At 75.8% G+C, this 24,072-nt stretch carries 20 protein-coding genes and 1 pseudogene; 10 read left to right on the top strand and 11 right to left on the bottom strand.

The window, feature by feature from the left end:
- The first annotated feature begins 158 nt into the window (after nt 1-158).
- The 4 genes and pseudogenes from lanKC to V2S66_RS17330 form a co-directional block, all read left to right on the top strand.
- Nucleotides 159-2,906, top strand: coding sequence for a class III lanthionine synthetase LanKC (gene lanKC, locus V2S66_RS17345; protein WP_330796417.1), 2,748 nt, complete (start codon nt 159-161; stop codon nt 2,904-2,906).
- A gap of 44 nt (nt 2,907-2,950) precedes the next feature.
- A complete protein-coding gene (locus V2S66_RS17340) occupies nt 2,951-3,070 on the top strand; it encodes a SapB/AmfS family lanthipeptide (protein ID WP_330796415.1) in 120 nt (39 codons plus the stop codon).
- A 195-nt stretch (nt 3,071-3,265) separates the two neighbouring features.
- On the top strand, nt 3,266-4,999 hold the full coding sequence (locus tag V2S66_RS17335) for an ABC transporter ATP-binding protein (RefSeq protein WP_330796413.1): 1,734 nt from the start codon (nt 3,266-3,268) through the stop codon (nt 4,997-4,999).
- 415 nt (nt 5,000-5,414) lie between these two features.
- Nucleotides 5,415-6,371 (top strand): annotated as a pseudogene (locus V2S66_RS17330) (ATP-binding cassette domain-containing protein); the annotation flags it as partial.
- Between the two features lie 330 nt (nt 6,372-6,701).
- Here V2S66_RS17330 and V2S66_RS17325 read toward each other — a convergent pair.
- Together V2S66_RS17325 and V2S66_RS17320 are read right to left on the bottom strand one after the other, a co-directional pair.
- Nucleotides 6,702-7,298, bottom strand: a complete 597-nt coding sequence (locus tag V2S66_RS17325) for a response regulator transcription factor (protein WP_330796411.1) — start codon at nt 7,296-7,298, stop codon at nt 6,702-6,704.
- Between the two features lie 269 nt (nt 7,299-7,567).
- The gene (locus tag V2S66_RS17320) at nt 7,568-8,200 is read right to left on the bottom strand and encodes a TetR family transcriptional regulator (RefSeq protein WP_330796410.1); all 633 of its coding nucleotides are present in this window, start codon (nt 8,198-8,200) and stop codon (nt 7,568-7,570) included.
- 245 nt (nt 8,201-8,445) lie between these two features.
- Here V2S66_RS17320 and V2S66_RS17315 point away from each other — a divergent pair, with 245 nt between their 5' ends.
- From V2S66_RS17315 to V2S66_RS17305, 3 genes are read left to right on the top strand one after another with little or no spacing between them, the layout of a single operon-like run.
- Nucleotides 8,446-9,864, top strand: coding sequence for a glycosyltransferase family 4 protein (locus V2S66_RS17315; RefSeq protein ID WP_330796408.1), 1,419 nt, complete (start codon nt 8,446-8,448; stop codon nt 9,862-9,864).
- Entirely contained in the window at nt 9,864-10,652 is a 789-nt protein-coding gene (locus V2S66_RS17310; protein WP_330796407.1) for a class I SAM-dependent methyltransferase, read from the top strand. Before V2S66_RS17315 ends, V2S66_RS17310 begins: the two co-directional genes overlap by 1 nt.
- The gene (locus V2S66_RS17305) at nt 10,649-11,728 is read left to right on the top strand and encodes a prenyltransferase/squalene oxidase repeat-containing protein (protein ID WP_330796405.1); all 1,080 of its coding nucleotides are present in this window, start codon (nt 10,649-10,651) and stop codon (nt 11,726-11,728) included. Before V2S66_RS17310 ends, V2S66_RS17305 begins: the two co-directional genes overlap by 4 nt.
- A 41-nt stretch (nt 11,729-11,769) precedes the next feature.
- On the opposite strand, the gene V2S66_RS17300 is transcribed toward V2S66_RS17305, so the two are convergent.
- Entirely contained in the window at nt 11,770-12,057 is a 288-nt protein-coding gene (locus V2S66_RS17300) for a hypothetical protein (protein WP_330796403.1), read from the bottom strand.
- A gap of 73 nt (nt 12,058-12,130) precedes the next feature.
- Here V2S66_RS17300 and V2S66_RS17295 point away from each other — a divergent pair, with 73 nt between their 5' ends.
- Nucleotides 12,131-12,937: a maleylpyruvate isomerase N-terminal domain-containing protein gene (locus V2S66_RS17295; protein WP_330796401.1), complete on the top strand. Its 807-nt coding sequence runs from the start codon at nt 12,131-12,133 to the stop codon at nt 12,935-12,937.
- 91 nt (nt 12,938-13,028) lie between these two features.
- On the opposite strand, the gene V2S66_RS17290 is transcribed toward V2S66_RS17295, so the two are convergent.
- From V2S66_RS17290 to V2S66_RS17280, 3 genes are all read right to left on the bottom strand, one after another.
- Entirely contained in the window at nt 13,029-13,853 is an 825-nt protein-coding gene (locus tag V2S66_RS17290) for a hypothetical protein (RefSeq protein ID WP_330796400.1), read from the bottom strand.
- A 177-nt stretch (nt 13,854-14,030) separates the two neighbouring features.
- Complete coding sequence (locus tag V2S66_RS17285; RefSeq protein ID WP_330796398.1) at nt 14,031-15,029, bottom strand: N-acetylmuramoyl-L-alanine amidase; 999 nt, start codon at nt 15,027-15,029, stop codon at nt 14,031-14,033.
- A 159-nt stretch (nt 15,030-15,188) separates the two neighbouring features.
- Entirely contained in the window at nt 15,189-15,827 is a 639-nt protein-coding gene (locus V2S66_RS17280; protein ID WP_330796396.1) for a class I SAM-dependent methyltransferase, read from the bottom strand.
- 151 nt (nt 15,828-15,978) lie between these two features.
- On the opposite strand from V2S66_RS17280, the gene V2S66_RS17275 reads away from it, so the two are divergent.
- Together V2S66_RS17275 and V2S66_RS17270 are read left to right on the top strand one after the other, a co-directional pair.
- The gene (locus tag V2S66_RS17275) at nt 15,979-17,424 is read left to right on the top strand and encodes an MFS transporter (RefSeq protein ID WP_330796394.1); all 1,446 of its coding nucleotides are present in this window, start codon (nt 15,979-15,981) and stop codon (nt 17,422-17,424) included.
- Between the two features lie 40 nt (nt 17,425-17,464).
- A complete protein-coding gene (locus V2S66_RS17270) occupies nt 17,465-18,106 on the top strand; it encodes a response regulator transcription factor (RefSeq protein ID WP_330796392.1) in 642 nt (213 codons plus the stop codon).
- A gap of 432 nt (nt 18,107-18,538) precedes the next feature.
- Here V2S66_RS17270 and V2S66_RS17265 read toward each other — a convergent pair whose 3' ends face one another.
- The 5 genes from V2S66_RS17265 to V2S66_RS17245 all read right to left on the bottom strand — a co-directional run bounded on the left by V2S66_RS17265 (nt 18,539) and on the right by V2S66_RS17245 (nt 23,876).
- Nucleotides 18,539-19,717 carry a sensor histidine kinase gene (locus V2S66_RS17265; protein ID WP_330796390.1) on the bottom strand — a complete coding sequence of 393 codons (1,179 nt, stop codon included), beginning with the start codon at nt 19,715-19,717 and terminating at the stop codon, nt 18,539-18,541.
- 59 nt (nt 19,718-19,776) lie between these two features.
- Nucleotides 19,777-20,589, bottom strand: a complete 813-nt coding sequence (locus V2S66_RS17260; protein ID WP_413966415.1) for an ABC transporter permease — start codon at nt 20,587-20,589, stop codon at nt 19,777-19,779.
- The gene (locus V2S66_RS17255) at nt 20,586-21,575 is read right to left on the bottom strand and encodes an ABC transporter ATP-binding protein (RefSeq protein ID WP_330796389.1); all 990 of its coding nucleotides are present in this window, start codon (nt 21,573-21,575) and stop codon (nt 20,586-20,588) included. Before V2S66_RS17255 ends, V2S66_RS17260 begins: the two co-directional genes overlap by 4 nt.
- 131 nt (nt 21,576-21,706) lie before the next feature.
- A complete protein-coding gene (locus V2S66_RS17250; RefSeq protein ID WP_330796387.1) occupies nt 21,707-21,835 on the bottom strand; it encodes a hypothetical protein in 129 nt (42 codons plus the stop codon).
- 550 nt (nt 21,836-22,385) lie between these two features.
- A complete protein-coding gene (locus V2S66_RS17245; protein ID WP_330796385.1) occupies nt 22,386-23,876 on the bottom strand; it encodes a hypothetical protein in 1,491 nt (496 codons plus the stop codon).
- Nucleotides 23,877-24,072: the final 196 nt, after the last annotated feature.

The following is a 24,072-nucleotide window of genomic DNA, read 5'->3' as shown; positions in this document are numbered from 1 at the left end:
GGTTATCACGGGTCGGCCCGGGAAGCGCAGTCGCCGGCCGCGGGCCGGTCCGGCTGCGGCCGCCGGTGCGTTCTGCACGGCCACGAGGTGACATCGGTGACTTCTGCCGCCACGCGGTTGCGTGTGACTCTCATTCCGTCGCCATCCGAGGGGGATAGATGGACAACCGGTACGAGGCTTTCTGTCTGGTCGACCGCTTCTTCTACGAAAGCCTCGACCGGTTCTCCGCGCCGTCAGGAGCCGACGCGGCGCAACAGGCCGGAAAGGCCGGCGAAACGGCCGGCGAAACGGCCGGCGGGGGACCGCGGTTCGAGACCGCGGGGCGCGAGGTGCCGCCCGGCTGGCGCACCCTGCGCAACGGCGACTGGCTGCACGTCGACCCGCCGTCCGGTCCCGACGCCTATCCCGCGCAGGGCTGGAAGATCCACGTGTCGGCCGGACTCGGGAACGCCGACAAGGTCGCCGCGAAAGTCTGGGACTACTGCGTTCCGCGGGGAATCCCGTTCAAGTTCGTGCCGGGACCGCAATTGCTGCACCTGCGCAATTCGAAATACGCCGGGCGGGACACCAGCGGGAAGTTCGTCACCGTCTATCCGGCCGACGAGGGCCGGCTGCGGGTCGTCCTCGAAGAACTCGGCGAACTCCTCGACGGGGAGCCGGGACCGTACATCCTCACCGACCTGCGGTGGCGGCGCGGCCCGCTGTACGTGCGCTACGGCGCCTTCGCCAAGCGGTACTGCGTCGGGCCGCACGGCACCCTCGTGCCCGCCGTCGAGGACGGCGCCGGGCGGCTGGTTCCCGACGACAGGTCGCCGGCGTTCCACGTCCCGGCGTGGGTGACGCTGCCCGGTTTCCTGCAGCCGCACCTCGACGCGCGCAACGCCACGACGGTGGCCGAACTGCCCTACCGCATCGACAAGGCCCTCCACTTCTCCAACGGCGGCGGCGTGTACGCCGGCACCGACAGCAGGACCGGCGAGCGGGTCGTGCTCAAGGAGGGCAGGCCGCTGGCCGGCCTCGCCTCCGACGGCGCCGACGCGGTGGCCCGGCTGGAACGTGAACGCGACGCGCTGCTGCGGCTGTCCGGCCTCGGCGTCGCCCCCGAGGTCAGGGACTGGTTCACGGTGGACGACCACCGCTTCCTGGTGATGGACTTCGTGCCGGGCAAGCCGCTCAACTCCTTCTTCGCGCGCCGCCACCCGCTGCTCACCCCCGACCCCGACCCGGCGGCCGTGGCCGAGTACACCCGGTGGGCGCTGCGCATCCACGAGGGCGTGGAGAAGGCGGTGGCCGCGGTGCACTCGCGCGGGATCGCCTTCAACGACCTGCACATGTTCAACATCATGGTCGCCCCCGACGAGGAGACCGTCTCCCTGCTCGACTTCGAGGCGGCCGCCCCGGTCTCCGAGGACGCCCGCCAGTCGGTGGCGCACCCCGGCTTCGTCGCCCCACGGGACTGCCGGGGCGCCGACGTCGACCGCTACGCCCTGGCGTGCCTGCGGCTCGCGCTCTTCCTGCCGGTCACCACCCTGCTCGCGATCGACCGGGCGAAGGCCGCCCACCTCGCCGAGGTGATCGCGGCGGAGTTCCCGGTGCCGCGCGACTTCCTGGCGGAGGCGGTCCGCGAGATCACCCGCGACCACTCGGCCCCACCGCCCACCTCCCCGCCCGAAGGCGCCGCGCCGGGCGCCACCGCCCCCAGGGCCTCCGCGTCGTCCGCCGTCGGCGGCGGCTCCGCGGGAGCCGTGCGCGGCAGCCGGCTGCCGGCCGAGCCGGCGGACTGGCCGGCCGCGCGGGACTCGATGGCCGAGGCGATCCTCGCCTCGGCGACCCCCGGGCGCGAGGACCGGCTGTACCCCGGGGACATCACCCAGTTCTCCGAGGGCGGCGGGCTCGGCATCGCCCACGGTGCGGCCGGCGTCCTCTACGCCTTCGAGCAGGCCGGGCTGCCGCGCCACGAGGCCGGCGAGCGCTGGCTGCTCGACCGGACCGAGCGGCCGGTCAACGGCACCCCGCTCGGCCTGTACGACGGCGTCGCCGGCGTCGCGTACGTGCTGGACCTGCTCGGCCACTCCGAGCGGGCGCTCGGGCTGATCCGCACGCTGCTCGCCGAGCACTGGCAGCGGCTCGCCTCCGACCTGTCCGGCGGCCTCGCCGGGATCGGGCTGGTCCTCGACCACCTCGCGCACACCACCGGCGAGAGCGACCTGCGCGAACGGGCCCTGGAAGCGGCCGGCATCGTCGCAGGACGCCTGGCCACCGCCCGGCAGGGCGACTCCGGCGGCCGCCGCAGGGCCGGCCTGATGCGCGGCGCGACCGGCCCCGCGCTGCTCTTCCTGCGGCTGTACGAGCGGACCGGCGCGCCCGAACTGCTCGACCACGCGGCCGCCGCGCTGCGCACCGACCTCGACGCGTGCGTGCGCACCGCCAGCGGCGCGCTGGAGGTCGACGAGGGGTGGCGCACCATGCCGTACCTCGGCGACGGCAGCGCGGGCCTCGGCCTGGTCCTCGACGACCACCTCGGCCTCGCCCCGCACGGCCCGCACACCGCCGGCTTCGAGGAGGCGCGGGCCGCGATCGTCCGGGCCGCCACCTCGCGGCTGTACGCGCAGCCGGGGCTCCTCGCCGGCCGGGCCGGGATGGTCCTGCACCTCGCCCGCACGACCGCCCCCGGCGTGCCGGACGGCGCGCTCGCCGCGCAGATCGGCGCGCTCGGCTGGTACGGCATGGACTACGCCGGCGGCCTCGCCTTCCCCGGCAACCAGATGATGCGGCTGTCCATGGACCTCGCCACCGGCACCGCCGGCTGCCTGCTGGCGCTCGCCTCGGCCGGCGGCGCCGGGGCCCGGCTGCCCTTCCTCCCGCCGCCCCCGCGGCGGCCCACAGACCCGGCCCCGGTCGCGTGAGACCGGAGCCGTGCACCATCCCGCTCCCATCGAAAGGACATGTCATGGCGCTTCTCGACCTGCAGAACCTGGACACCGACGAGGGCAACCACCCCGCGGTCGCCGGGAGCTCGCTCAGCCTGATCGGCTGCATCAGCTCGGTCAGCTTCCTCGTCTGTCTCTGACTCCGCCGGTGACGGCGGGACCGCAGGGCCATGCCCGCCCGGCCCTGCGGTCTCCGCCCGGAGACGTCCGGGCGGGGCCCGCCCGCCGTGCCCAGCCCCTGCCCCGGTCGCGCGCCTCGCGGTGCGCGGCCGGGGCGCCCTTCCCCCGGCGCGGCCCCGTGTCGCGCCCCGACGCTTCCGGTGGAGGAATCCAGCATGGCGGTGACCACGGCCACCGGGGACCGCGTGCTCGTCGAGGCGGCGCGGCGCAGCCCCGTCCGGCTCACCGTGCTCGCCGTCCTCGCCCTGGCCGGCACCGGCCTCGCGCTCGCCCTGCCGGCCGCCCTCGGCCACACCCTCGACCTGCTGCTGCGCGGCCGCCCGGCCGGCGGCTGGGTCGCGCTGTGCGCGGCGACCGTCACCGGCCAGGTGCTGGTCGGCGCGGCCGCCGACGTGCTGGGCGCGACCACCACCGCGGCCGTCACCGCGGGGCTGCGGCGGCGGGCCGTGCGGCACGTGCTCGCCGCGGGACCGCCCGCGGTCACCGACGGCGCGGGCGACCTCGTCACCCGGCTGGTCGGCAACGCCGCCGACGCGGCAGCCGCCCCCGCCGCCGCGGCCGCGCTGCCCGCGACGCTCGCGGGACCCCTGGGCGGAGTCGTCGCCCTCGGGCTCACCGACCCCTGGCTCGCCGTGGCGTTCCTCGCCGGCGCGCCTCTTCTCGTGCTGCTGGTACGGAGTTTCGCCCGCGCGTCGTCCGACAGCATCACCCGCTACCAGGACGCGCAGGGCCGGATCGCCGCCCGGTTCGTCGACGCGCTGGGCGGCGCCCGCACCATCGACGCGGCCCGCAGCTGGGACCGCGAGCAGGCCCGGGTGCTGCGGCCGCTGGCCGAACTCTCCTTCCAGGGACGCCGGATGTGGCGGGTGCAGGGCCGCGCCACCGCGCAGGCCGCGGTGCTGGTGCCGCTGCTCCAGATCACCGTGCTCGCCGTCGGCGGACTGCGGCTCGCCCAGGGCGCGATCAGCGTCGGCGACCTCCTCGCCGCCTCCCGCTACGCGCTGCTCGCCGCGGGCATCGGCATGGTCGTCGGGCAGTTGGCGGGGCTGGTCCGCGGGCGCGCCGCGGCCCGGCGGCTGGCCGCGGTGCTGGCGGCGCCCGCGCCGGCCCACGGCGACCGGGAGCTGCCCGCGGACGGGCCGGGCACGCTGGAGCTGCGCGGCGTCAGCGTGGTGCGCGACGGCGTGACCGTGCTGGACCGGGTCGACCTGACGGTGCCGGGCGGGACGTGCGTGGCCGTGGTCGGCCGCTCCGGGGCGGGCAAGTCCGTGCTGGCGGCGCTGGCCGGCCGGCTCCGCGACCCCGACGCCGGCACGGTGCTGCTCGACGGCCGCCCGCTGCCGTCGCTGAGCCGCGCCGCGCTGCGCGACGCGGTCTCCTACGCCTTCGAACGGCCGGTGCTGCTCGGCGACACCGTCGGCGACGCGATCGGGTTCGGCCCGCGCCCGGCGCCCCCGGAGGCGACCGCGGCGGCGGCCGGCGCGGCCGGCGCGGACACCTTCGTACGGCTGCTGCCCGGCGGCTACGGCACGCTCCGCGCGGCGGCCCCGCTGTCCGGCGGCGAGACCCAACGGCTGGGCCTGGCACGGGCGTTCGCCCGGCCCGGACGGCTGCTGGTGCTCGACGACGCCACCTCCAGCCTGGACACCGTCACCGAACTCCACGTCGCCCGCGCCCTGCTGACCGGCCACGCGACCCGCACCCGGCTGCTCACCACCCACCGCGCGACCACCGCGGCCCGCGCCGACCTCGTCGTCTGGCTCGACGCAGGCCGGGTCCGGGCGGCCGCCCCGCACGCGGCGCTGTGGGCCGACCCGGCGTACCGCGCGCTGTTCGCCCCGGCGGCGGAGCGGCCCGACGCGCCGGAGGAGGTGCGGGGGCGTGGGTGAGCTCCGCGGATACCTGTGGGAGCGCCGGGCCGCGCTGGGGGTGCTGGCGCTGTGGTCGGTGCTGGAGGCCGCGCAGACCTTCCTCGGCGGGTACGCGCCCGCCCGCGCACTGGACGACGGGTTCCTGCGCGGCCGGACGGCGGTGGGCGCGGGCTGGCTCGCGCTGGCCGCGGCGGCCGTGCCGGTCGGCGCCTACGGCACCGCGCGGGTCTTCCGGGCGCTTGCCGACGTGGTCGAACCGCTGCGGGACCTGCTCGTCACCCGGGTGGTGCGGCGCGGGCTGCGCGGCGAGGGCGACCCGCCGGCCGCGGTGTCCCGGCTGACCCACCAGGTGGAGATCGCCCGCGACGCCTTCGGCGGCCTCGTCCTGGTGCTGCGCTCCTTCGTGTTCACCGCGGCCGGCGCCCTCGCCGGCATGGCCGCGCTGGCCCCGGTGCTGCTGCTGTTCGTCGTGGTGCCGCTCGCCGCCGGCATCGCCCTGTTCACGGCCGCGCTGCGCCCGCTGGCCCGCCGCCAGCACCGCGCGCTCGCCGCGGACGAGGCGCTCGCCGCCGAACTCGGCTCGCTCGCCGCGGGGTTGCGCGACATCACCGCCTGCGGCGCCGAGCAGCCGATGACCGTCCGCGCGGACGCCCGTATCCAGGCCGGCGCCGACACGGCCACGGCACTGGCCCGTTGGGGCGCGGCACGGTCCGCGGCCCTCGCGGTCGGCGGCCAACTGCCGGTCGTGCTGCTGCTGGTGGCCGGTCCCTGGCTGCTCTCCACCCACCGGGTCACCCCCGGCGCGCTGCTGGGGGCGCTCGCCTACCTGACGCAGTCCGTCCAGCCCGCCCTGCAGAGCCTCGTGCACACCCTCAGCGTCACCGGCAGCCGCCTCGGCGTCGTCCTGGACCGCGTCAACGGCCCGGACGCCGGCCGCGTCCCGGCGCCGCGTCCCGCGGAGCCCGCCGCCGCGGCGCCGGGCGTCGCGCTCGAACTGCGCGGCGTCACCTTCGGATACGGGCCAGGCGCGCTGCCGGTGCTGCGCGACCTGGACCTGCGGGTCCCGGTGGGCGAGCACCTGGCGGTGGTCGGCCCGAGCGGCATCGGCAAGTCGACGCTCGCCGGGCTGGCCGCCGGGACGCTGGCCCCCGGCGCGGGCACCGTACGCACCGCAGGGCCGCCTGCGCTGGTCCCGCAGGAGGCGTACGTCTTCCGCGGCTCGGTCGGCGAGAACCTCCGCTACCTGCGGCCCGAGGCGCCCGAGGCACCGGCGGACGCCGAGGTGCTGGCCGCGGCGGACGCGGTCGGCGCCGGCCGGCTGGTCGCGGCGCTCGGCGGCCTCGACGCGGAGGTCGACCCGGGCGCGCTGTCCGCGGGGGAGCGCCAACTGCTCGCCCTGGCCCGCACCTACCTCTCCCCGGCCGGCCTGGTGCTGCTCGACGAGGCCACCTGCCACCTCGACCCGGCCGCCGAGGCCGCCGCCGAGGCGGCCTTCGCGGCACGCCCCGGCGGGACCCTCGTGGTGATCGCGCACCGGATCAGCTCCGCGCTGCGCGCGGACCGGGTCCTCGTCCTCGACGGCACCCACGCGGTGTGCGGCACCCACCGCGACCTGCCGTCGCGCTCCGCCCTCTACCGCGACCTGGCCGGCAACTGGACCGACGGCGCGGCCCCGTCCGGCGGCCCACCGGCGGCGGCCGCAGAACCGGCCGCGGACACCTCACACCCAGCCGGCGACCTGGGAGATCCGTATGGCGTCGACCCGGTTGCGCGCGCCGGTCTTGCGGGTGATCGCGGCCAGGTAGTTGCGCACCGTGCCGTTGCTCAGGTGGAGGTCGCGGGCGATCTCGGTGACGGACGCCCCCTCGGCGCTGAGTGACAGGACGCTCAACTCGCGCCGGGTCAGCGGCATGTCCGCCGCCTGGAGGAACTCCATCGCCAGCGACTCGTCGACGAACCGTTTCCCCTGGGCCGCCTGGCGCACCGCGGCGGGCAGCCGGTCGGGCGAGCGGTCCTTGTTCACGAAGCCGAGGGCCTGCGCCTCGTAGGCCCGTCTGACGTTCCCCGGCTTCCCGCCACCGGTGAGCACCACCAGCGCGCCGGACGACCCGTCGCCCGCCGCGAACGCCCCTGAACGTTCGCGCCAGCCCGGACAGTCCGCGTCGACCACCCGCACATGCGGGTCCAACGACCGGGCGGCCTCACCCGCCTGCGGCCACCCGGCGTCCGCCACCTCGAAGTCCGACTCCCTCCTCAGCAGCGCGGCCAGTGCCGACCGCAGCAGATAGGTGTCGTGAGCCACCAGTACGCGTATCACTGTTGCCACTCCCTCGCGTCGTCCCCGTCGTGCTCGTCATCGCCCGCGGCAAGGCTGCTCCCGTGCGGCCTGCGGGCGTACGCGACCCCCCGGCGGCGGCGCGATCCCATTCCTACCCGGGCAATCCGACGGCAGGGTGGTCAAAACCGGCCAAGCGGGAGCATTCGGCGCCCCGTTGGAGGCTCCGGGGCGCGCGCCGCACCCGCGCACGCTCGCTCGTACGGGCGAGTGCCCCGGCGGGCGTGCGGTTCGGCCCTGCCCGGCCGGGGTCAGTCCAGCAGCCGGGACGCGGTCCTGATGTCCTGCCTGACCTGCGCGACCGTGGCGCGGCCCGACAGCCAGGCGACGAGCGTCGCGTGCCAGGTGTGCTCGATCACCCGTACGGCCGACAGCTGCCGGGCGTCGGGGCCGTCCGGCAGATCCATCGCGTCCACGATGATCGTGGTGGTCAGCCGGGACACCGTGTCGACCTCGGCGCTCACCGAGCGGTCCGCGAAGATCAGCGCGCGGACCATCGCGTCGGCGAGCTGCGGCTCGCGCTGCAGCCCGCGGAAGGCCCGCAGCAACGTCTCGGCGACCCGCTCGGAGGGCGCGGTGGCGGCCGGCGGCCGCTGCCGCAGCGCCTCGTGCAGCAGGGCCAGCTGGTCCTCCATGGTGGCGACCAGCAGGTGGATCTTGGAGGGGAAGTACCGGTAGAGGGTGCCGAGGGCGACCCCTGAGGACTCCGCGACCTCCCGCATCTGCACCGCGTCGAAGCCGCCGCCGCAGGCGAGCGTGGTGCTCGCGGCCAGGATCCGGCGCCGCCTGGCCTCCTGCCGCTCGGTGAGCGGCAGCGGCGACGGCCTGGCCTCGGCGGACTTCGCGCCGGGGGACGACGCCGGGCCCGTAGCCGTGTGCTCCATCGCGTGCCGCCCGCCCTTCGCCGTCACCGGGATGCCCGCGCCGCCCGCGCCGCGCGGCGCGCGCCCGGCCCCGCCCTGTGTGCATGATGGCAGGCGGGTGCCGTGCTGCGAATCACCCGGTGGGAGCCGCGAGGACCGTGCGGCGGCCGGTGGATTCCCGTTCTGTACCATCGAGTCTGAAACTTGTTCTAGATTAGCGCGACCGGTTACGCTCCGGCTCAATCGCAGGCACGAAGGGGGCCGGAGTGACCTCACAGGCCAGGCCGCTACGGATCGCGCTGCTCACCTACAAGGGCAACCCCTTCTGCGGCGGCCAGGGCGTGTACGTGCGCCACCTGTCCCGTGAGCTGGCCGCGCTCGGCCACCGCGTCGAGGTGATCGGCGCGCAGCCCTACCCCGTGCTGGACGCGGTCGGTGAAGGCGTCACGCTCACCGAACTGCCGAGCCTGGACCTCTACCGGCAGCCGGACCCCTTCCGCACCCCGACCCGCGGGGAGTACCGCGACTGGGTCGACGCGCTGGAGGTCGCCACCATGTGGACCGGCGGCTTCCCCGAGCCGCTCACCTTCAGCCTGCGCGCCCGCCGCCATCTCGCCGCCCGGCGCGCCGACTTCGACGTCGTGCACGACAACCAGACGCTCGGCTACGGGCTGCTCGGCCTCGGCCTGCCGCTGGTCACCACGATCCACCACCCGATCACCGTGGACCGGCGGCTGGAGCTGTCCGCCGCGCAGGACTGGAAGCGCCGGCTGTCGGTGCGCCGGTGGTACGGGTTCACGCAGATGCAGAAGCGGGTCGCCCGGCGGCTACCGTCGGTGCTGACCGTGTCCGGTTCCTCCCGCGACGAGATCATCGAGGACCTGGGCGTGCTGCCGCAGCGCATCCACACGGTGCCGATCGGCGCGGACACGCGGCTCTTCTCGCCCGACCCCTCGGTGCCCGAGGTGCCCGGCCGGATCGTCACCACCTCCAGCGCCGACGTGCCGCTCAAGGGCCTGGTCTTCCTCGTCGAGGCGCTCGCCAAGCTGCGCACCCGGCGGCCCGAGGCCCACCTCGTCGTGGTCGGCAAGCGGCCCGAGAAGGGCCCGGTCGCCGAGGCCGTCACCGCCTTCGGGCTGGAGGACGCCGTCACCTTCGTCAAGGGCATCTCCGACGCCGAACTGGTCGACCTGATCCGCAGCGCGGAAGCGGCCTGCGTGCCCTCGCTCTACGAGGGCTTCTCGCTGCCCGCGGCCGAGGCCATGGCCACCGGCACCGCACTGGTCGCCACCACCGGCGGCGCGATCCCGGAGGTCGCCGGTCCTGACGGCGAGACCTGCCTGGCGGTGCCGCCGGGCGACGCGGGCGCGCTGGCACGGGCGCTGGACCGGGTGCTCGGCGACGCCGCACTGCGGCGCCGGCTGGCCGCCGCCGGCCGGGCCCGCATCCTCGCCCGCTTCACCTGGGCGCGCGCCGCCCAGGCCACCGCCGAGCACTACCGCGAGGCCGTCGCGGCGCAACGCCTCGCGCGCGCGGGCGCGAAGCCGGGGCGGGCCGCGCCGACACAGACCGCGCCGACACAGGACAGGGCAGCGCAGGACAGGGCAGTGCAGGGCGGGCCCGCGGGGGACGCCCGGACCGTTGAGGCACCCGGCGCGGCCGGGAGTGTGGGGAGCAATCGCTGATGCTGACCGTCGACTTCACCCGTTTTCCGCTCGCCGCGGGCGACCGCGTGCTGGACCTCGGCTGCGGTGGCGGGCGGCACGCCTTCGAGTGCTACCGGCGCGGCGCCCGGGTGGTCGCCGTCGACCGCAACGGCGAGGAGATCCGCGAGGTCGCCAAGTGGTTCGCGGCGATGAAGGAGGCGGGGGAGGCCCCGGCGGGGGCGTCGGCCGTCGCGATGGAGGGCGACGCGCTCCACCTGCCGTTCCCCGACGAGAGCTTCGACGTCGTCATCATCTCCGAGGTGATGGAGCACATCCCCGACGACAAGGGCGTGCTCGCCGAGATGGTCCGGGTGCTGCGCCCCGGCGGCCGCATCGCCGTCACCGTGCCGCGCTACGGCCCGGAGAAGGTCTGCTGGGCGCTCTCCGACGCCTACCACGAGGTCGAGGGCGGCCACATCCGCATCTACAAGGCGGACCAGCTCCTCGACCGGATGCGTGAAGCGGGCCTGAAGCCGTACGGCACCCACCACGCGCACGGCCTGCACGCGCCGTACTGGTGGATCAAGTGCGCGGTGGGCGTGGACAACGACCGGGCGCTGCCGGTGAAGCTCTACCACAAGCTGCTGGTGTGGGACATCATGAAGAAGCCGCTGGCCACGCGGCTGGCCGAGCAGGCGCTGAACCCGCTGATCGGCAAGAGCTTCGTGGCGTACGCGACCAAGCCGCAACTGCCCCGCCTCGACGGGCCGGCCGACGCGCCGGCGCCGGACGAGACCGTGGCCGACGCCGCGGGTCCGGCCAAGTGACGTCGCTGGGCCGCGGACAGGGCCGTACCGAACGGCTCGTGCTGCCGGGCGTGCTCACCGCGGAACAGGCCGTCGCGACCGTCGCCGCGGTCGCCGCCGTGCAGCGCACCGACGGCGCGATCCCGTGGTTCCGCGGCCACCACCTCGACCCGTGGGACCACGTCGAGTCGGCGATGGCGCTGGACGCGGCAGGGGAGCACGAGCGCGCGGAGGCCGCCTACGACTGGCTGGCCCGCCACCAGAACCCGGACGGGTCCTGGTACGCCGGGTACCAGGACGGGGAGGCGCTGCAACCCACCGACCTCGGCCGCGAGTCCAACTTCTGCGCCTACGTGGCGGTCGGCGTCTGGCACCACTATCTGGCCACCGGCGACGACACGTTCGCGGACCGCATGTGGCCGGTGGTGCACGCGGCCGTGGAGTTCGTGGTGGCGCTCCAGCAGCCCGGCGGGCAGATCGGCTGGAAGCGCGAGGCCGACGGCACGCCGGTCGCCGACGCGCTGCTCACCGGCGGCTCCTCGGTCCACCAAGCGCTGCGCTGCGCGCTGGCCCTGGCCGAGCACCGCGAGGAGCCGCAGCCGGACTGGGAGTTGGCGACCGGCGCGCTGGGCCACGCGGTGGCCGAGCACCCGGAGCGGTTCCTGGACAAGAGCCGCTACTCGATGGACTGGTACTACCCGGTGCTGTCCGGCTCGGTGCGCGGCCCGCGCGGGGTGCGGCGGATCGACGCGGGCTGGGACCGGTTCGTGGTGCCGGGCCTCGGCGTGCGCTGCGTGGCGCCCAACCCGTGGGTCACCGGCGGCGAGAGCGCCGAACTCGCCCTCGCCCTGTGGGCGGTGGGCGAGTCCGACCGTGCCGTGCGCATCCTCGCCGACATGCAGCACCTGCGCGCCGAGGACGGCCTCTACTGGACCGGGTACGTCTACGACGACAAGGCCGTCTGGCCGGTCGAGCGGACCGCGTGGACCGCGGCGGCGCTGCTGCTCGCGGTGGCCGCACTCGGGGGGGACGAGGCGACCACCGCGGTCTTCGGGGCGGAGCGGCTGCCCGGGGGACTGGCGCCGGGCTGCTGCTGAGAGCGAGGCACGGCGGCCTCGGGCGAAGCGCGCGTCTGCCGTCAGGCGCGGTTGACCCGGCCCGCGATCGCGTGGCCGATCAGCAGGTAGACCACGGCGGGCAGACCGTAGTTGAGCACCGTGCGCCACTTGTCGTTGTCAGGTGTGAACAGGTTGCGCGACCAGCCCGAGAGCCAGTTCGCGGAGTGATGGACCCAGTCGACCAGGTCGTTCGCCCGGTTGGCGTCCAGCAGGGCGAACAGGATCCACAGGATCAGTATCAGTGCAGCGATGTCTGCGGCGATCAGGATGATCACCGCGGCGGGGTTACCGCCATACCGTCTGGCCATGACCACCGCCTTGCCCCACTACGGTGGTTGAAACTTGCTTTCGATTCGACAAGAAAAGGCGGCACCTCCGACCATGTCCCTGCTCGACCACGAGCGCTACTGCGCGGCCATCACCGACGAGACCGCCCTGCTGCGCGACACCGTGCGCGGCGCGGACCTGACCCGTACCGTGCCGACCTGCCCCGACTGGACGATCGGCCGACTCGCGGTGCACGTCGGCCAGGCGCACCGCTGGGTGGAGGCGATGGTCCGCGACCGGGCCGCGGAGGAACTGCCCGACGACGCCGAGCACATCGCCGACTACGAGCCGGCGGCTGGCGCCGACGCCCTCGACGCCTGGCTCGCGGACGGCGCGGACAAGCTCGCCGGCGCCCTGCGCACGGCCGGCGCCGAGCAGCCGATGTGGAGTTGGGCCCGGCCGCAGAACGCCGGCTTCTGGGCGCGCCGGATGGCCATGGAGACCGTCGTGCACCGCGCCGACGCGGCCATCGCCGCCGAGCGCCCGTACGACCCGGCGCCGGAGCTTGCCGCCGACGCACTCGACGAGTGGTTCGAGCTGGCCACCGACCCCGACGCGGTCGCCGAGGACCCCCGGGCGCGCGAACTCTTGGGCTCCGGGCAGACGTTGCACCTGCACGCCACCGACGTGCCGGGCGCGGAGTGGCTGATCGTCCGCGACCCCGACCGGCTGCGCTGGAGCCGCACCCACGCCAAGGCCGACATGGCCCTGCGCGCGACCCTCACCGACCTGCTCCTGGTCCTCCAGCGCCGCCTGTCGCCGGACAGCCCGCGGCTGGAGATCATCGGTGAACGCGCGCTGCTCGACCACTGGCTGGCGCGCACCGCCTTCGGCGCCTCCGCCGAGGACGAGACGGTCTGACCCCGCCGGTCCGCCCCGCGGACCCGCAAACGGCGGTGGGCCGCCCCCGAACTCGGGGGCGGCCCACCGCCGTCGCGTCGTGCGCCGCGGGTCAGCCGCGCTGGATGCCGCTGCTGTCCTGGAGCAGGCCGCGGCGGCCGTCCTGGGTCTGCGCGATCAGCGAGGGGCCGCGCTGGTCGACGGCCAGGTACCAGGTGCCGGGGGTGAGTTCGGCGATCTGGCCGCCCGCGCCGTCCTCGGCGAACAGCGGGCGCGGCACCGGGACGGCGAACCAGAAGGCGCTGAACTCCGCGGCGGGCGCGGCCGCCTGGGCCGCGGCGGGCTGCGCGGCGGCGCCGTACGGAGCGGCGCCGCCCTGCGCGTAGCCGGGGTCGACGGACTGCGCGCCGCCCGGGTAGCCGTAGCCGGCCTGCTGCGGCGCGGCGCCGTACGGCTGCGCACCGCCGACCCCGTACGGCTGCTGCTGGGCGGGCTTCGGGGCCCCCATCAGCGGGGCCTTGAGCGCCGGGAGGCGGTCGGACAGCGGGGCCGCCACGGCGATGGCGAGGCCGAAGATCAGCGTCAGCCAGTTGCCGGCGCCCTTGTCGTACCCGGTCGGACTGACGAAGAGGGTCGACCACACGGCCGTCCAGCCCACGAAGATCGAGAGCGCCACGGCCCACTGCGGAAGGCTCAGTCCCAGCAGCTGGCGGCCGGCGAACTGGCCCGAGCGCGCCACAAGCACCGCCGCCGCGGCGGCGAGGGCGGCGAGCGTCACCGACGGCAATATCGGGAAGAAGTCCGAGTGCCACAGGTTGCGCGAGGCGCTGCCGAGTTCGGTACTGACGCTGTAGAACGGCAGGAACGAAGCGATCAGGAGCAGCACCGCTGCTCCGATCACCGCGCCGTCTCCTCGGGTCAGGGAGCGGATGTTCACGTCAGGTCCTGTCCTTTGTCAGTTCGGTTCGTTCGGTCGTGCTGGCCGTACTCAGCCGTACGTGTCGTACCGGCATCGGGTGGTTCCGGGCGGTGCCCCATGGTACGGGTGTGATCATGACCGGGGGGCGGGGCAGGGGCATTGCTGCACGATCCATACCGGACCGCGACAGCCCCGTCACCTCTTCCCTTCCAGGAAGGCGGTGAGCCCGTCGGCGATGCCCTGGGCAGCGTGCTGCCGCCAGGCGGCGTCCGTCAACGAGGCGGCGTCGTGCGCGTTGCGCATGTTGCCGCACTCGATGAACACCTTGGGCACGGTGGAGAGGTTGAGGCCGCCGAGGTCGCTGCGGACGGTCAACCCGCTGCCGCCGCCCACGTAGTTCGCGAACGGCTCCTTGGTCGCCGCGGCGAAGTGCGACCGCAGCGTGGTGGCGAGCAGCAGCGAAGGTCCGGCGATGGCGCGGGTGTCGGCGATGCCGGCGTGCAGCGACTTGGGCGCGATCACGTGGAAGCCGCGGTCGGCGGCCGGAGCGCCGTCCGCATGGATGGACAGCGCCGCGTCGGCGTGCGCCTTGTCGCCGATCCAGGCACGCTCGTTGACGCAGGGGCCGTACGGCCGGTCGCCGTCGTAGGTCAGCGTGACCTTCGCGCCGCGCGCCCGCAGGATCGCCCGCACCCGGCGGGTGACGTCGAGGGTGTAGGACGCCTCGGCGTAGCCCGCGTTGGTCTCGGTGCCGGTGGTGTCGCACTCCTTGCGGGCGTTGCCGACGTCCACGAGCTTGTCGATCTCGGCGGTGTGCTTGGCGTTGCCGAGGTTGTGGCCGGGGTCGAGCACGACGACCTCGCCCGCCAGCGGAGGCGTTCCAGCAGGATGCGTGCCGGTGCCGGTGCCGGTCACGGGGCCGCTGCTCGCGGAGTGCGTCGCGCCGGGTGTGCTTCCGGCGGCGCGCGAGGCGCCTGCGCCGGAGTCCACGTCGTGGTCCACACCGGAGTCCACGCGGGTGTCGGCGCCGGTACGGCTCGCCCCGTTCGCCCCGTCCGCGCCCGGCGCGGCCGCGGCGGACGAGCCGGTGGCCGAGCATCCCGCGAGGCAGACCGCGGCCAGCGCGCCCACTGCCGTCATGGCGATGGCGGCTGCACCGCCCCGGCCGCCCCCGCGTGACTCGTTGCTGAACACGCCCGCGACTCTATAGGCCGGGTACGCCGCCCCGCACGGCCACGGTCCGGTTCGTCCCGTTGCGGGCGGCCGACCCGCCCGCGTCCCGCACGGCCGGTCACGCACCGCGACCGGACCCGGCCCCCCGCCGGCGCCCCCGACCGCGCCCCGGCGTCGCGGTCACACGGCGAGCACGCCCGGCTCGCGGCGCAGCACCCGCAGCGAGCCGGTCACCGACACCTCGGCGAACGCCCCGCTCTCCAGCGCCCGCCGGTAGATCCGGTACGGTGCCTGGCCGCCGTCCGCCGGATCGGGGAACACGTCGTGGACGACCAGCAGTCCGCCCTCGGCGAGCAGCGGGGCCCAGCCCTCGTAGTCGGCGGCGGCGTGCTCGTCGGTGTGGCCGCCGTCCACGAACACCAGCCCGAGCGGCTGCCGCCACAACCGTGCGACCTGCGGCGACCGGCCGACCACCGCGATCACGCTGTCCTCCAGCCCGGCCGCGTACAGCGTCCTGCGGAAGGCGGGCAGGGTGTCCATCCGCCCTACCGCCGGGTCGACGAGCGAGGTGTCGTGGTACTCCCAGCCCGGCTGCTGCTCCTCGCTGCCGCGGTGGTGGTCGACGGTCACCACGACGGTGCCCGCGCCGCGTGCCGCGTCGGCCAGCAGGATCGTGGAACGCCCGCAGTACGTGCCGACTTCGAGCAGCGGCAGCCCGAGGCCCGCCGCGGCCTCCTTGGCGGCGGCGTGCAGCGCGAGCCCCTCGTCGAGCGGCATGAACCCCTTGGCGGCCTCGAAGGCGGCGAGCACGTCGGTCATGCGCCCACCCTACGAGGGCCGCCGCCCGCCCCCGCGCCGCCGCCGCTCCGACCGGGAGCGACCGTACGGGCGACCCCGGTCCACGGTCCTAGGACCCCTGTCCGCCGAAATGCCGATGCCCCGGCGGAGGTCCGCGGGGCAGCATGGGGGGATGAGCGAACTCGTCGGGCAGCGCGCACGGACCGGACGCGGCGGCGGCAGGTCCGCGCCGCCCGCATGGGCGGTGCTGCTCGCGGTGTGCGCCGGGCAGTTCCTCGTCGTGCTCGACGTGTCGGTGGTCAACGTCGCGCTGCCGTCGGTCCGCGCCGACCTCGGCCTCGGCGAGACCGGCCAGCAGTGGGTGGTCAACGCCTACGCACTGACCTTCGCCGGCTTCCTGCTGCTCGGCGGCCGGGCGGCGGACCTCTTCGGCCGCAAGGCCGTCTTCCTCACCGGGCTGGGCCTGTTCACCGCCGCGAGCCTGGCCGGCGGCCTCGCGCAGGACCCGTGGATGCTGATCACCGCCCGCGCGGTGCAGGGCCTCGGCTCGGCCGTGCTCGCCCCGACGACGCTGACGATCCTCACCACCTCCTTCCCCGAAGGCCCCCTGCGGACCCGGGCGATCGGCACCTGGACCGCGGTCGGCGCCGGCGGCGGCGCGGCGGGCGGCCTGGTCGGCGGCCTGCTCACCGACTACGCGTCCTGGCGCTGGGTACTGCTGGTCAACGTGCCCATCGGCGTGCTCGTACTGGGCGGCGCCGCCTACTTCCTCACCGAGAGCCGCGTCGGCGGCGCCCGCCGCCTCGACGTCCCCGGTGCGCTCCTGGTCACCGGCGGCGTCTCGGCCCTGGCGTACGGCATCGCGGAGAGCGAGTCGCACGGCTGGTCCTCCGGGTACTCGGCGCTGCCGCTGGCCGGCGGCGCGCTGCTGCTCGCGGTGTTCACCGTGGTGGAGGCCCGTACCCGCCAACCCCTCATGCCGCTGCGGCTGTTCAGAATCCGCTCGGTGTCGGCGGCCAACTCCGTGCTGCTCGCCACCGGCGCGGCCACCTTCACCACCTGGTACTTCCTGTCGCTCTACATGCAGAACGTGCTGCACTACAGCCCGGTGAGGGCAGGACTCGGCTTCCTGCCGCACACCCTCGCCATCATCGCCGGGTCCAAGCTCGCGCCGCGCCTGATGGGGCGCGTGGACGCGCGGCTGATCGGCGCGGCCGGCGGGCTGGCCGGCGCGGCCGGGCTGATCTGGCAGAGCCACCTGTCCGTCCACGGCGGCTATCTGGGGTCGATCGCCGGGCCCGGCGTCGTCACCATGTTCGGTGCCGGCCTGCTCATGACGCCGATCGCCGCGGCGGCGACCTCCGGGGTGGCGATGGGGGAGCAGGGGCTGGTCTCGGGACTCCTCAACACCTCACGCCAGTTGGGCGGTGCGCTCGGCCTCACCGTGCTGGCGACGGCGGCCGTCAGCCGGGCCGCCGAGCGGTCCCACCAGGGGGCCGCGCCGCTCACCGCCCTCACCGCCGGCTACGCCAGGGGATTCCTCCTCGGCGGTGTCATCCTCGCGGTGGGCACCTGCCTCATCGCGCTGCTGCCCAGGCCCGCCGCCCGCCCGGCCTGACGCCCCGGACGCCCCCGGCCGGGGTGGGTAGGGTGGCCGGATGAGCGGAGCGGCGCCCGGGGCGCGGTCGGGCGGCGTGATCCGCGTGCTGCTGGCCGAGGACCAGGGGATGATGCGCGGCGCGCTGGCCCTCCTGCTCGGCCTGGAGGACGACATCGAAGTGGTCGCGCAGATCGCGGCCGGCGACCGGATCGTCGACGAAGCGCTCGCCGTCCGGCCGGACATCGCGCTGCTCGACATCGAACTCCCCGGCCGCAGCGGGCTGGACGCCGCCGCCGAACTGCGCGACAGGCTGCCCGGCTGCCGGGTGCTGATACTCACCACGTTCGGGCGCCCCGGGTATCTGCGCCGCGCGATGGAGGCCGGCGCGGCGGGGTTCCTCGTCAAGGACGGCCCGGTGGAGGAGCTCGCCGACGCGATGCGGAAGGTGCTGCGCGGTGAGCGGGTGATCGACCCGGCGCTGGCCGCCGCGGCCCTCAGTGCGGGGCCGAGCCCCTTGACCGCCCGCGAGCAGGATGTTCTCAACGCGGCGGCGGACGGGGCCACCGTGGCCGACATCGCGGCGCGGGTCTTTCTCTCCGAGTCCACCGTCCGCAACTATCTCTCTGCCGCGATCGGCAAGACCGGGACGCGCAACCGTATGGAAGCGGTGCGCGCCGCGCGGCAGAACGGCTGGCTCTGACCCCTCCGCTGCGCGGACCTCCCCCCGCCCCACCGCGCGCCGAGCCCATTCCCCGGGCTGCGCCCGGACCGCGGTGGGTGTTGCGCCGCACCGGGGGCGCGGGCAACCGGCCGCCGGTCGGTGGTCCGTCTGCGACGGGAGTTGCCCCTTCGGGCCGGTGGCGGCGTGCAGCCGTCGTGGTGGCTGGTCGCGCCGTTCCCCGCGCCCCTGAAAAACCCGGGCTGCGCCCGGACCGCGGTGGGCGGTGCGCCGCACCGGGGGCGCGGGGAACTGCGCGGGCAACCGGCCGCCGGTCGGTGGTCCGGTCGGCGACCGCAACAGCCCCTTCGGGCCGGTGGCGTCGTGCAGCCGTCGTGGTGGCTGGTCGCGCCGTTCCTCGCGCCCCCTCAAAACGGGCTCGCGCCCAGCGCACCGCTCGCGCCCAGCGCAGCGTCAGGGCTCGTCGAAGGGGAGGGTGGCCGTGACGTGGAAGCCGCCGGCGGGGGCCGGGCCGGAGGCGAGGGAGCCGCCGGCGGCGGCGAGCCGCTCGGTGAGGCCGCGCAACCCGGTGCCGGCGCGCCCCTCGACGGCGGCCACGGCGGCCGGGCCGCCACCGTTGTCGGTGATGGCGAGATGCGCCCGCCCCCCACCGGTACTCAGCTCGATCACCGCCCGCGTCGCGCCGCTGTGGCGCACCACGTTGGTGACGCCCTCCCGCACCACCCAGCCGAGCAGCGCCTCGGCCTGCGGGGAGAGCGGCGGCCCCGACTCCTGGACGACGACGTCGATGTCGGAGGCGGTGAGCGCCGAGCGCGCCCGGTCCAGCTCGGTGGACAGGCTGCCCTCGCGGTAGCCGGTGACCGCCTCGCGGATCTCGGTGAGCGCCTGGCGCCCGACCGACTCGATGTCGGCGACCTGGGCGAGCGCCGCGTCCAGATCGCGCGGCGCGAGCCGGCGCGCGGCCTCGGACTTCACCACGATCACCGACATGGTGTGCCCGAGCAGGTCGTGCAGGTCGCGGGAGAACCGCATCCGCTCCTGCGCCACCGCCGAGCGCGCCAGCTCCTGCCGGGTGGCCTTGAGCTGGGCCACCGCGTGGAAGAGCGTGATGATCACCGAGACGACGAGCCCGGACAGGAAGGTGCCGTACGCCAGGCTCGCGGTGGCCCAGAACCCCTCGTGGTGCAGGCTCGCGATGGTGCCGGCAGCCGCGCTCAGCGGCGTGAGCATCAGCCCGAGGTGCTGCCGGCTGCGCGACACGCTGCCGACGCAGAGCGAGACCAGCACGAACAGCAGCATGAAGTTGCCGCCGTAGCCGACGGCCAGCGCGAGCGTGGTCACCGCCAGGACGCACAGCAGCCGGAACGGCAACGCGCCCGCGCCCCGCTTCTTGCTGAACGCGGCCCGGACGGTGGCCACGTACAGCACGCAGAAGAGCGCGAGGCCGGCCGCGGCCGGCCAGGGGTGTGCGACCTCGCCCTGGACGATGTCGGAGGCCGGCCCGACGGCCATCAGCAGCCACGGGATCAGCGCCCCGCCGTCGGGGCCCTTCAGCCGCTCGATCTCCTCGTCGAAGTCCGCGGGGCCGCGCCGCCACCACGATCTGTCGCAGGCATCCTTCTCGCTGCTCACACCGGCCCCCGTTCGGTACGTGTCCGCACCGGCGGGCACGGTGTCGAAGACCACGGCGCTCACGCGGTGCGCGCGCTCGCGCGGTACGCCAGAACAGCGTAGCCAGCGAAGACGGCCAGCCATCCGGCCAGCACCGCCACCGTACCGAGGCCGGGGGCACGGTTGTCCAGGATGCTCCACCCGAGGTCGCCGTAGCGGGCGGTGGGGGTCCAGCGGGAGAGCGCGGCGAGCCAGTGCGGGAAGGCCTCGGCGGGGATCCACAGGCCGCCGGCCACCGACAGGCCCATCATGCAGGCGGTGTTGGCGACGGAGGTGGTCTGCCCGGTGAGCCCGTAGCCGTTGCCGAGGCCCAGCAGGGTGAAGGGCAGGGTGCCCAGCCACAGCAGCACCGCGGTGGCCGCCCACTGCCACGCCGCCAGCCGTACCCCGTCGGCGAGCGCCCCGGCGGTGAGCACCGCGACGATCGCGGGGAGCACGGTGACCGAGGCGGTCAGCGCCCGCCCGGTCACCACCTGGAGCGGGCTGAGCGGGGTGACCCGCAGCTGCCGCAGCCAGCCGTGGCCCTTGTCCTCCGCGACGCCGCCGCCGACCGCGAGGGCCGCGCCGAGCGCGCCGTACGCGGCCATGCCGACCATCGAGTAGCGCGCGTAGCCGGCCCTGTCCTGGGCGTCGGTGATGCCGAGGTTGGTGAAGAGCAGGTACATCGCCAGCGGCATGACGGCGCCCATGACCACGAAGCCGCCGTCGCGCAGGGTGCGGCGGACCTCCAGAGCGACGTACCGCGGCAGCGGGCGGCCGAGGCCCGCGGGTCGGACGGCGGCGCGCGCGGAACCGGGGTGCGGGGCGCGGGCGGTGGGGGTGGGCGCGCTCATCGGGAGACCTCCAGGTGCGGCGCGGCGGAGCCGGCCGCCCCGCCCGCGGCCGCCCCGCCCGCCGGCTCCCCGCTCGGTGGCCCCTCGCCCTGCGGCCGGGTGCCCGCGGTCAGCGTGAGGAAAGCGTCCTCCAGGCTGGCCGGCGTCACCGCGAGGCGGCGGACGCGGTCGGTGGCGGCGAGCGCCACCACGGTGGCGTCGGAGTCGCCGGTGCGCAGCACCGCGCGGTCGCCGCGGATCTCCACGGCGGTCACGCCGGGCAGCGAGCGCAGCCCCTCGCTGCCCCGGCCGGCCAGGTCGAAGGAGACCAGGGTGCCGCCGACCCGCTGCTTGATCTGCTCGCCGGTGCCGTCGGCGACGGCCCGGCCGCGGTCGACCACCACGACGCGGTCGGCGTTCTCGTCCGCCTCCTCCAGGTAATGGGTGGAGAAGAGCACGGTGTTGCCGCGCGCCGCGTAGCCGCGCATCGACCGCCAGAAGGCGCGCCGCGCCTCCACGTCCAGCGCCGCGGTCGGCTCGTCCAGCACGATCAGCGCCGGGTTGCCGGTGACGGCGAGCGCGAACCGCAGCCGCTGCGCCTGCCCGCCGGACAGCTTGTCGACCCTGCGGGCGGCGAGTTCGGCGATGCCCGCGAGGGCGAGCGCCTCGGCCGGCCGCATCGGCAGCGGGTACGTGGAGGCGACGAACGCGGTCAGCTCCCCGACGGTGACCCGCGGGATCGGCCGCGCGTCCTGGAGCATCGCGCCGACCAGACCCGCGGCGACCGCGGCGTGCGGCGGCCCGCCGAACAGCTCCACGCGGCCCGCGTCCGGCTCGTCCAGGCCGAGCAGCAGGTTGATCGCGGTGGACTTGCCCGCGCCGTTGCGGCCGAGCAGCGCGAGGGTCTCGCCCGCGGCGAGCGTGAGGTCGAGGCCGTCCAGCGCCGGGACGGCGCCGAACTTCTTGCGGACCTGCGCCAGCCGGACCGCGTTCGAGGGGGTCGCCATGACGACGACGCTACGACCGCGCGCGTACCGCCCGGCAGAGCGGAAAGTCCCCGGGCCGCCGGGACAAAAGTCCCGGCCCCCGCGCGCCTCGGGGCGGGCGGGGGCCGGTGGGCTGCGCGACCGGGTCCCGGTCAGTTCTCCTGCGGGCGGCGGTGCTTGCCGTGCGGGGCCGAGGTGTCGTTCTCCTCCGCCGATGCCTGCCCGCGGTGGCGTCCCGCGGCGTCGTGGTCCGCGTGACGGGTCGTGTTCGCTTCGGACATGTGGTGCTCTCCCCGTGATGACCGGTGACAGATGAACGTGGAGCGCGGCGCACCGGCGTACGCCGACAACGCGCGAGATGGGGTCGACCCGTTCCGCGACCAGGCCACAGGGGCGCCGGTCACACCGGGTGCCCGGGATGCGCGACTTCGGTGAGTCTACTGAAGGAGCCTGCGCCGCGATCACCCGAACGCCCGGCGTGTCGCCGCTGATGCAGAGCCGATACACGCCTGATACGGGACGTGCCCACCGCCCTCACAACAGCCCCGCCCGCACCCCTCCCACCAGCCGCGGCCACCGCAACGGGCCATGCCCGCAACGGAGTTGGACCGCGACCGGCGCTGCCCGCGCGGCGGGACTCGCCCGCGACCGGACTGCGCCCCACCGGACTGTGCGCGACCGGACTGTGCGCGACCGGTCCGGGCCCCACTGGTCTGGGCTCAACTTGTCTCGGCCCAGCTGGACACCGGTCAACTGGACTGGCGTCACCGGCCGTTGGTCAACCACTGGGTGCGACACGCCCGTTGCCCACCTGCCCGTCGCACAAGGCGACTACGCCGAGCCGGACCATGCCCCGCCGGACCACCCGGACCCGGCGGCCGTCGCCGGCAGCGGCGCCTGCTGGAGCGGCAGCACGGCCAGCGGCCTCCGCACCGGCTTCAGGCGCCGCGGCTCCTTCACCCGCCGCGGTCCCGACCGGGACCCCGGCTGCGGCGCGGGCCGTGGCGGGGCGATCGCGAGCGGGGCCGGCGCATGGAGCGGGGGCAGCCCGTACGCCGTCAGCCCGCAGTCCCGCGCGACCGCGTACGGCAGCCGCAGGTCGCCGCCGGGCAGCCACAGGCCGGCCGCGCCCAGCCAGCCGGGCGGCGAGCTGCGCCAGTGCACGCGGCGCTCGCCCGGCCGCCACAGCGCGAGCGACTCAGCGCCGCCCGGCACCTCGGCGCGCAGCGCGACCACCGTGGACTCGGGGGACAGTATCTGGCCGGGCTGCGCGGCCACCGGCGTCAGCTGGGTGCCCCGCACCGCCAGCGCGTCGGGGAAGCGGACCGGGCGGTTGCCGCCGAGCACCCCCCAGCCGATCCTGGCCTCGCCGGTCGCGTCGCTGCGCAGCACCAGCAGCCCGCTGTCGGGTTCGGCCAGCAGCAGCCGGTCGTCGCTGTCCTCGGTGATCTGCAGCAGCGGGCTGACCGCGCCGGTGTGCAGGTCGGCGACGACCGCCTTGGTCCGGCCGTCCAGCGCGCGGTCCAGCGCCAGCAGCCGTCCTGAGCGGTCCAGCCACACCCCGCCGGTGCAGCGGCCGCCGACGGTGATCACCCGCTCGGGGACACCCGCGGAGCCGCCGTGCACCCGCCACACCACCGTCCTGCCGTCCGCGCCCGCGTCCTCGTAGCCGAGGGCGAAGGCGTCCGGTGCGGCGGGCGCGGGCGGCAGCAGCCGCAGCTCGGCGCCCGGCAGCGAACCGGCCGGGACCTCGCCGGTGCCGGCCCCGCTGGGGTAGAGCAGCACCAGGTCGTGCCGCTGCCCGACGCGGCGGGCGGCCAGCACCCGGCCGTCGCGCAGCGGCGCCACCGCGGTCCCGGCCTCCTCGGGCTGCGGACCGGGCAGCGGCACCGCGTACGGCTCCGGGCCGTCCAGCGTCCACCGCTCGGCGAACCACGCGGCGCCCGTCCCGCCGCCGCCCGTCCCGGCGCCCTGGGTCCCGTCGTCGGCCGCGGCCTGCGCGAGGCAGGCCGCGTACGCGCCGTCGGCGGTGATCGTGAACCCGGTCCTGCGCAGCACCCTGCGGGTGGCCTCGGGCACCTCGGCCGGCCCCCGCGCGGCCGGGGGCTCGAGGCCGTCCCCGTACAGCTCCTCGTACGGGTCGGGGGGCGGGGCCGGGTACCGGTCGGCGGCGTCCCCCGGAGCGGGGTGGGCCCGCGGGGCCGGGCGGGCCGGGTGGGCCGGGTTGTCCGGGGGGATCGAGGGGGCCCCGGACGGGGTCCGGGCGGGATCGGTCGGGACTCCGTCCTGGGACGGGTCCGCGGTGTCGGCGCTGGCAGTCATGTCGGTCGTCCACCTCCGGCACAGGAACGTACTTTTCGTACTTCCTGACGATCAACGCGAGCGCGGGCGTTTCACACGTAAGGGTGCGGGTTCCACCGATTCCGCCGCGCGCGCGGGGCAGGTGTGCTCCTGCCTCGCGGGGAGCGTTCCGCGCACGGCGGGAGGACGGGGGGCGGAGCGCCGCGGGACCGGGGCC

Source organism: Actinacidiphila polyblastidii (assembly GCF_036353415.1).
In the GTDB taxonomy this organism is placed as follows: domain Bacteria; phylum Actinomycetota; class Actinomycetes; order Streptomycetales; family Streptomycetaceae; genus Actinacidiphila; species Actinacidiphila polyblastidii.
This window is presented reverse-complemented; position numbering and strand designations above follow the sequence as displayed.

Excerpts from the sequence above, each read along its gene's own strand:
- lanKC (WP_330796417.1), top strand. The coding sequence starts at position 159 with ATGGACAACCGGTACGAGGCTTTCTGTCTGGTCGACCGCTTCTTCTAC.
- V2S66_RS17300 (WP_330796403.1), bottom strand. The coding sequence starts at position 12,057 with ATGGCCAGACGGTATGGCGGTAACCCCGCCGCGGTGATCATCCTGATC.
- V2S66_RS17320 (WP_330796410.1), bottom strand. The coding sequence starts at position 8,200 with ATGGAGCACACGGCTACGGGCCCGGCGTCGTCCCCCGGCGCGAAGTCC.
- V2S66_RS17335 (WP_330796413.1), top strand. The coding sequence starts at position 3,266 with ATGGCGGTGACCACGGCCACCGGGGACCGCGTGCTCGTCGAGGCGGCG.
- V2S66_RS17275 (WP_330796394.1), top strand. The coding sequence starts at position 15,979 with ATGAGCGAACTCGTCGGGCAGCGCGCACGGACCGGACGCGGCGGCGGC.
- V2S66_RS17295 (WP_330796401.1), top strand. The coding sequence starts at position 12,131 with ATGTCCCTGCTCGACCACGAGCGCTACTGCGCGGCCATCACCGACGAG.
- V2S66_RS17250 (WP_330796387.1), bottom strand. The coding sequence starts at position 21,835 with ATGTCCGAAGCGAACACGACCCGTCACGCGGACCACGACGCCGCGGGA.
- V2S66_RS17260 (WP_413966415.1), bottom strand. The coding sequence starts at position 20,589 with ATGAGCGCGCCCACCCCCACCGCCCGCGCCCCGCACCCCGGTTCCGCG.
- V2S66_RS17245 (WP_330796385.1), bottom strand. The coding sequence starts at position 23,876 with ATGACTGCCAGCGCCGACACCGCGGACCCGTCCCAGGACGGAGTCCCG.
- V2S66_RS17255 (WP_330796389.1), bottom strand. The coding sequence starts at position 21,575 with ATGGCGACCCCCTCGAACGCGGTCCGGCTGGCGCAGGTCCGCAAGAAG.
- V2S66_RS17270 (WP_330796392.1), top strand. The coding sequence starts at position 17,465 with ATGAGCGGAGCGGCGCCCGGGGCGCGGTCGGGCGGCGTGATCCGCGTG.
- V2S66_RS17280 (WP_330796396.1), bottom strand. The coding sequence starts at position 15,827 with ATGACCGACGTGCTCGCCGCCTTCGAGGCCGCCAAGGGGTTCATGCCG.
- V2S66_RS17340 (WP_330796415.1), top strand. The coding sequence starts at position 2,951 with ATGGCGCTTCTCGACCTGCAGAACCTGGACACCGACGAGGGCAACCAC.
- V2S66_RS17310 (WP_330796407.1), top strand. The coding sequence starts at position 9,864 with ATGCTGACCGTCGACTTCACCCGTTTTCCGCTCGCCGCGGGCGACCGC.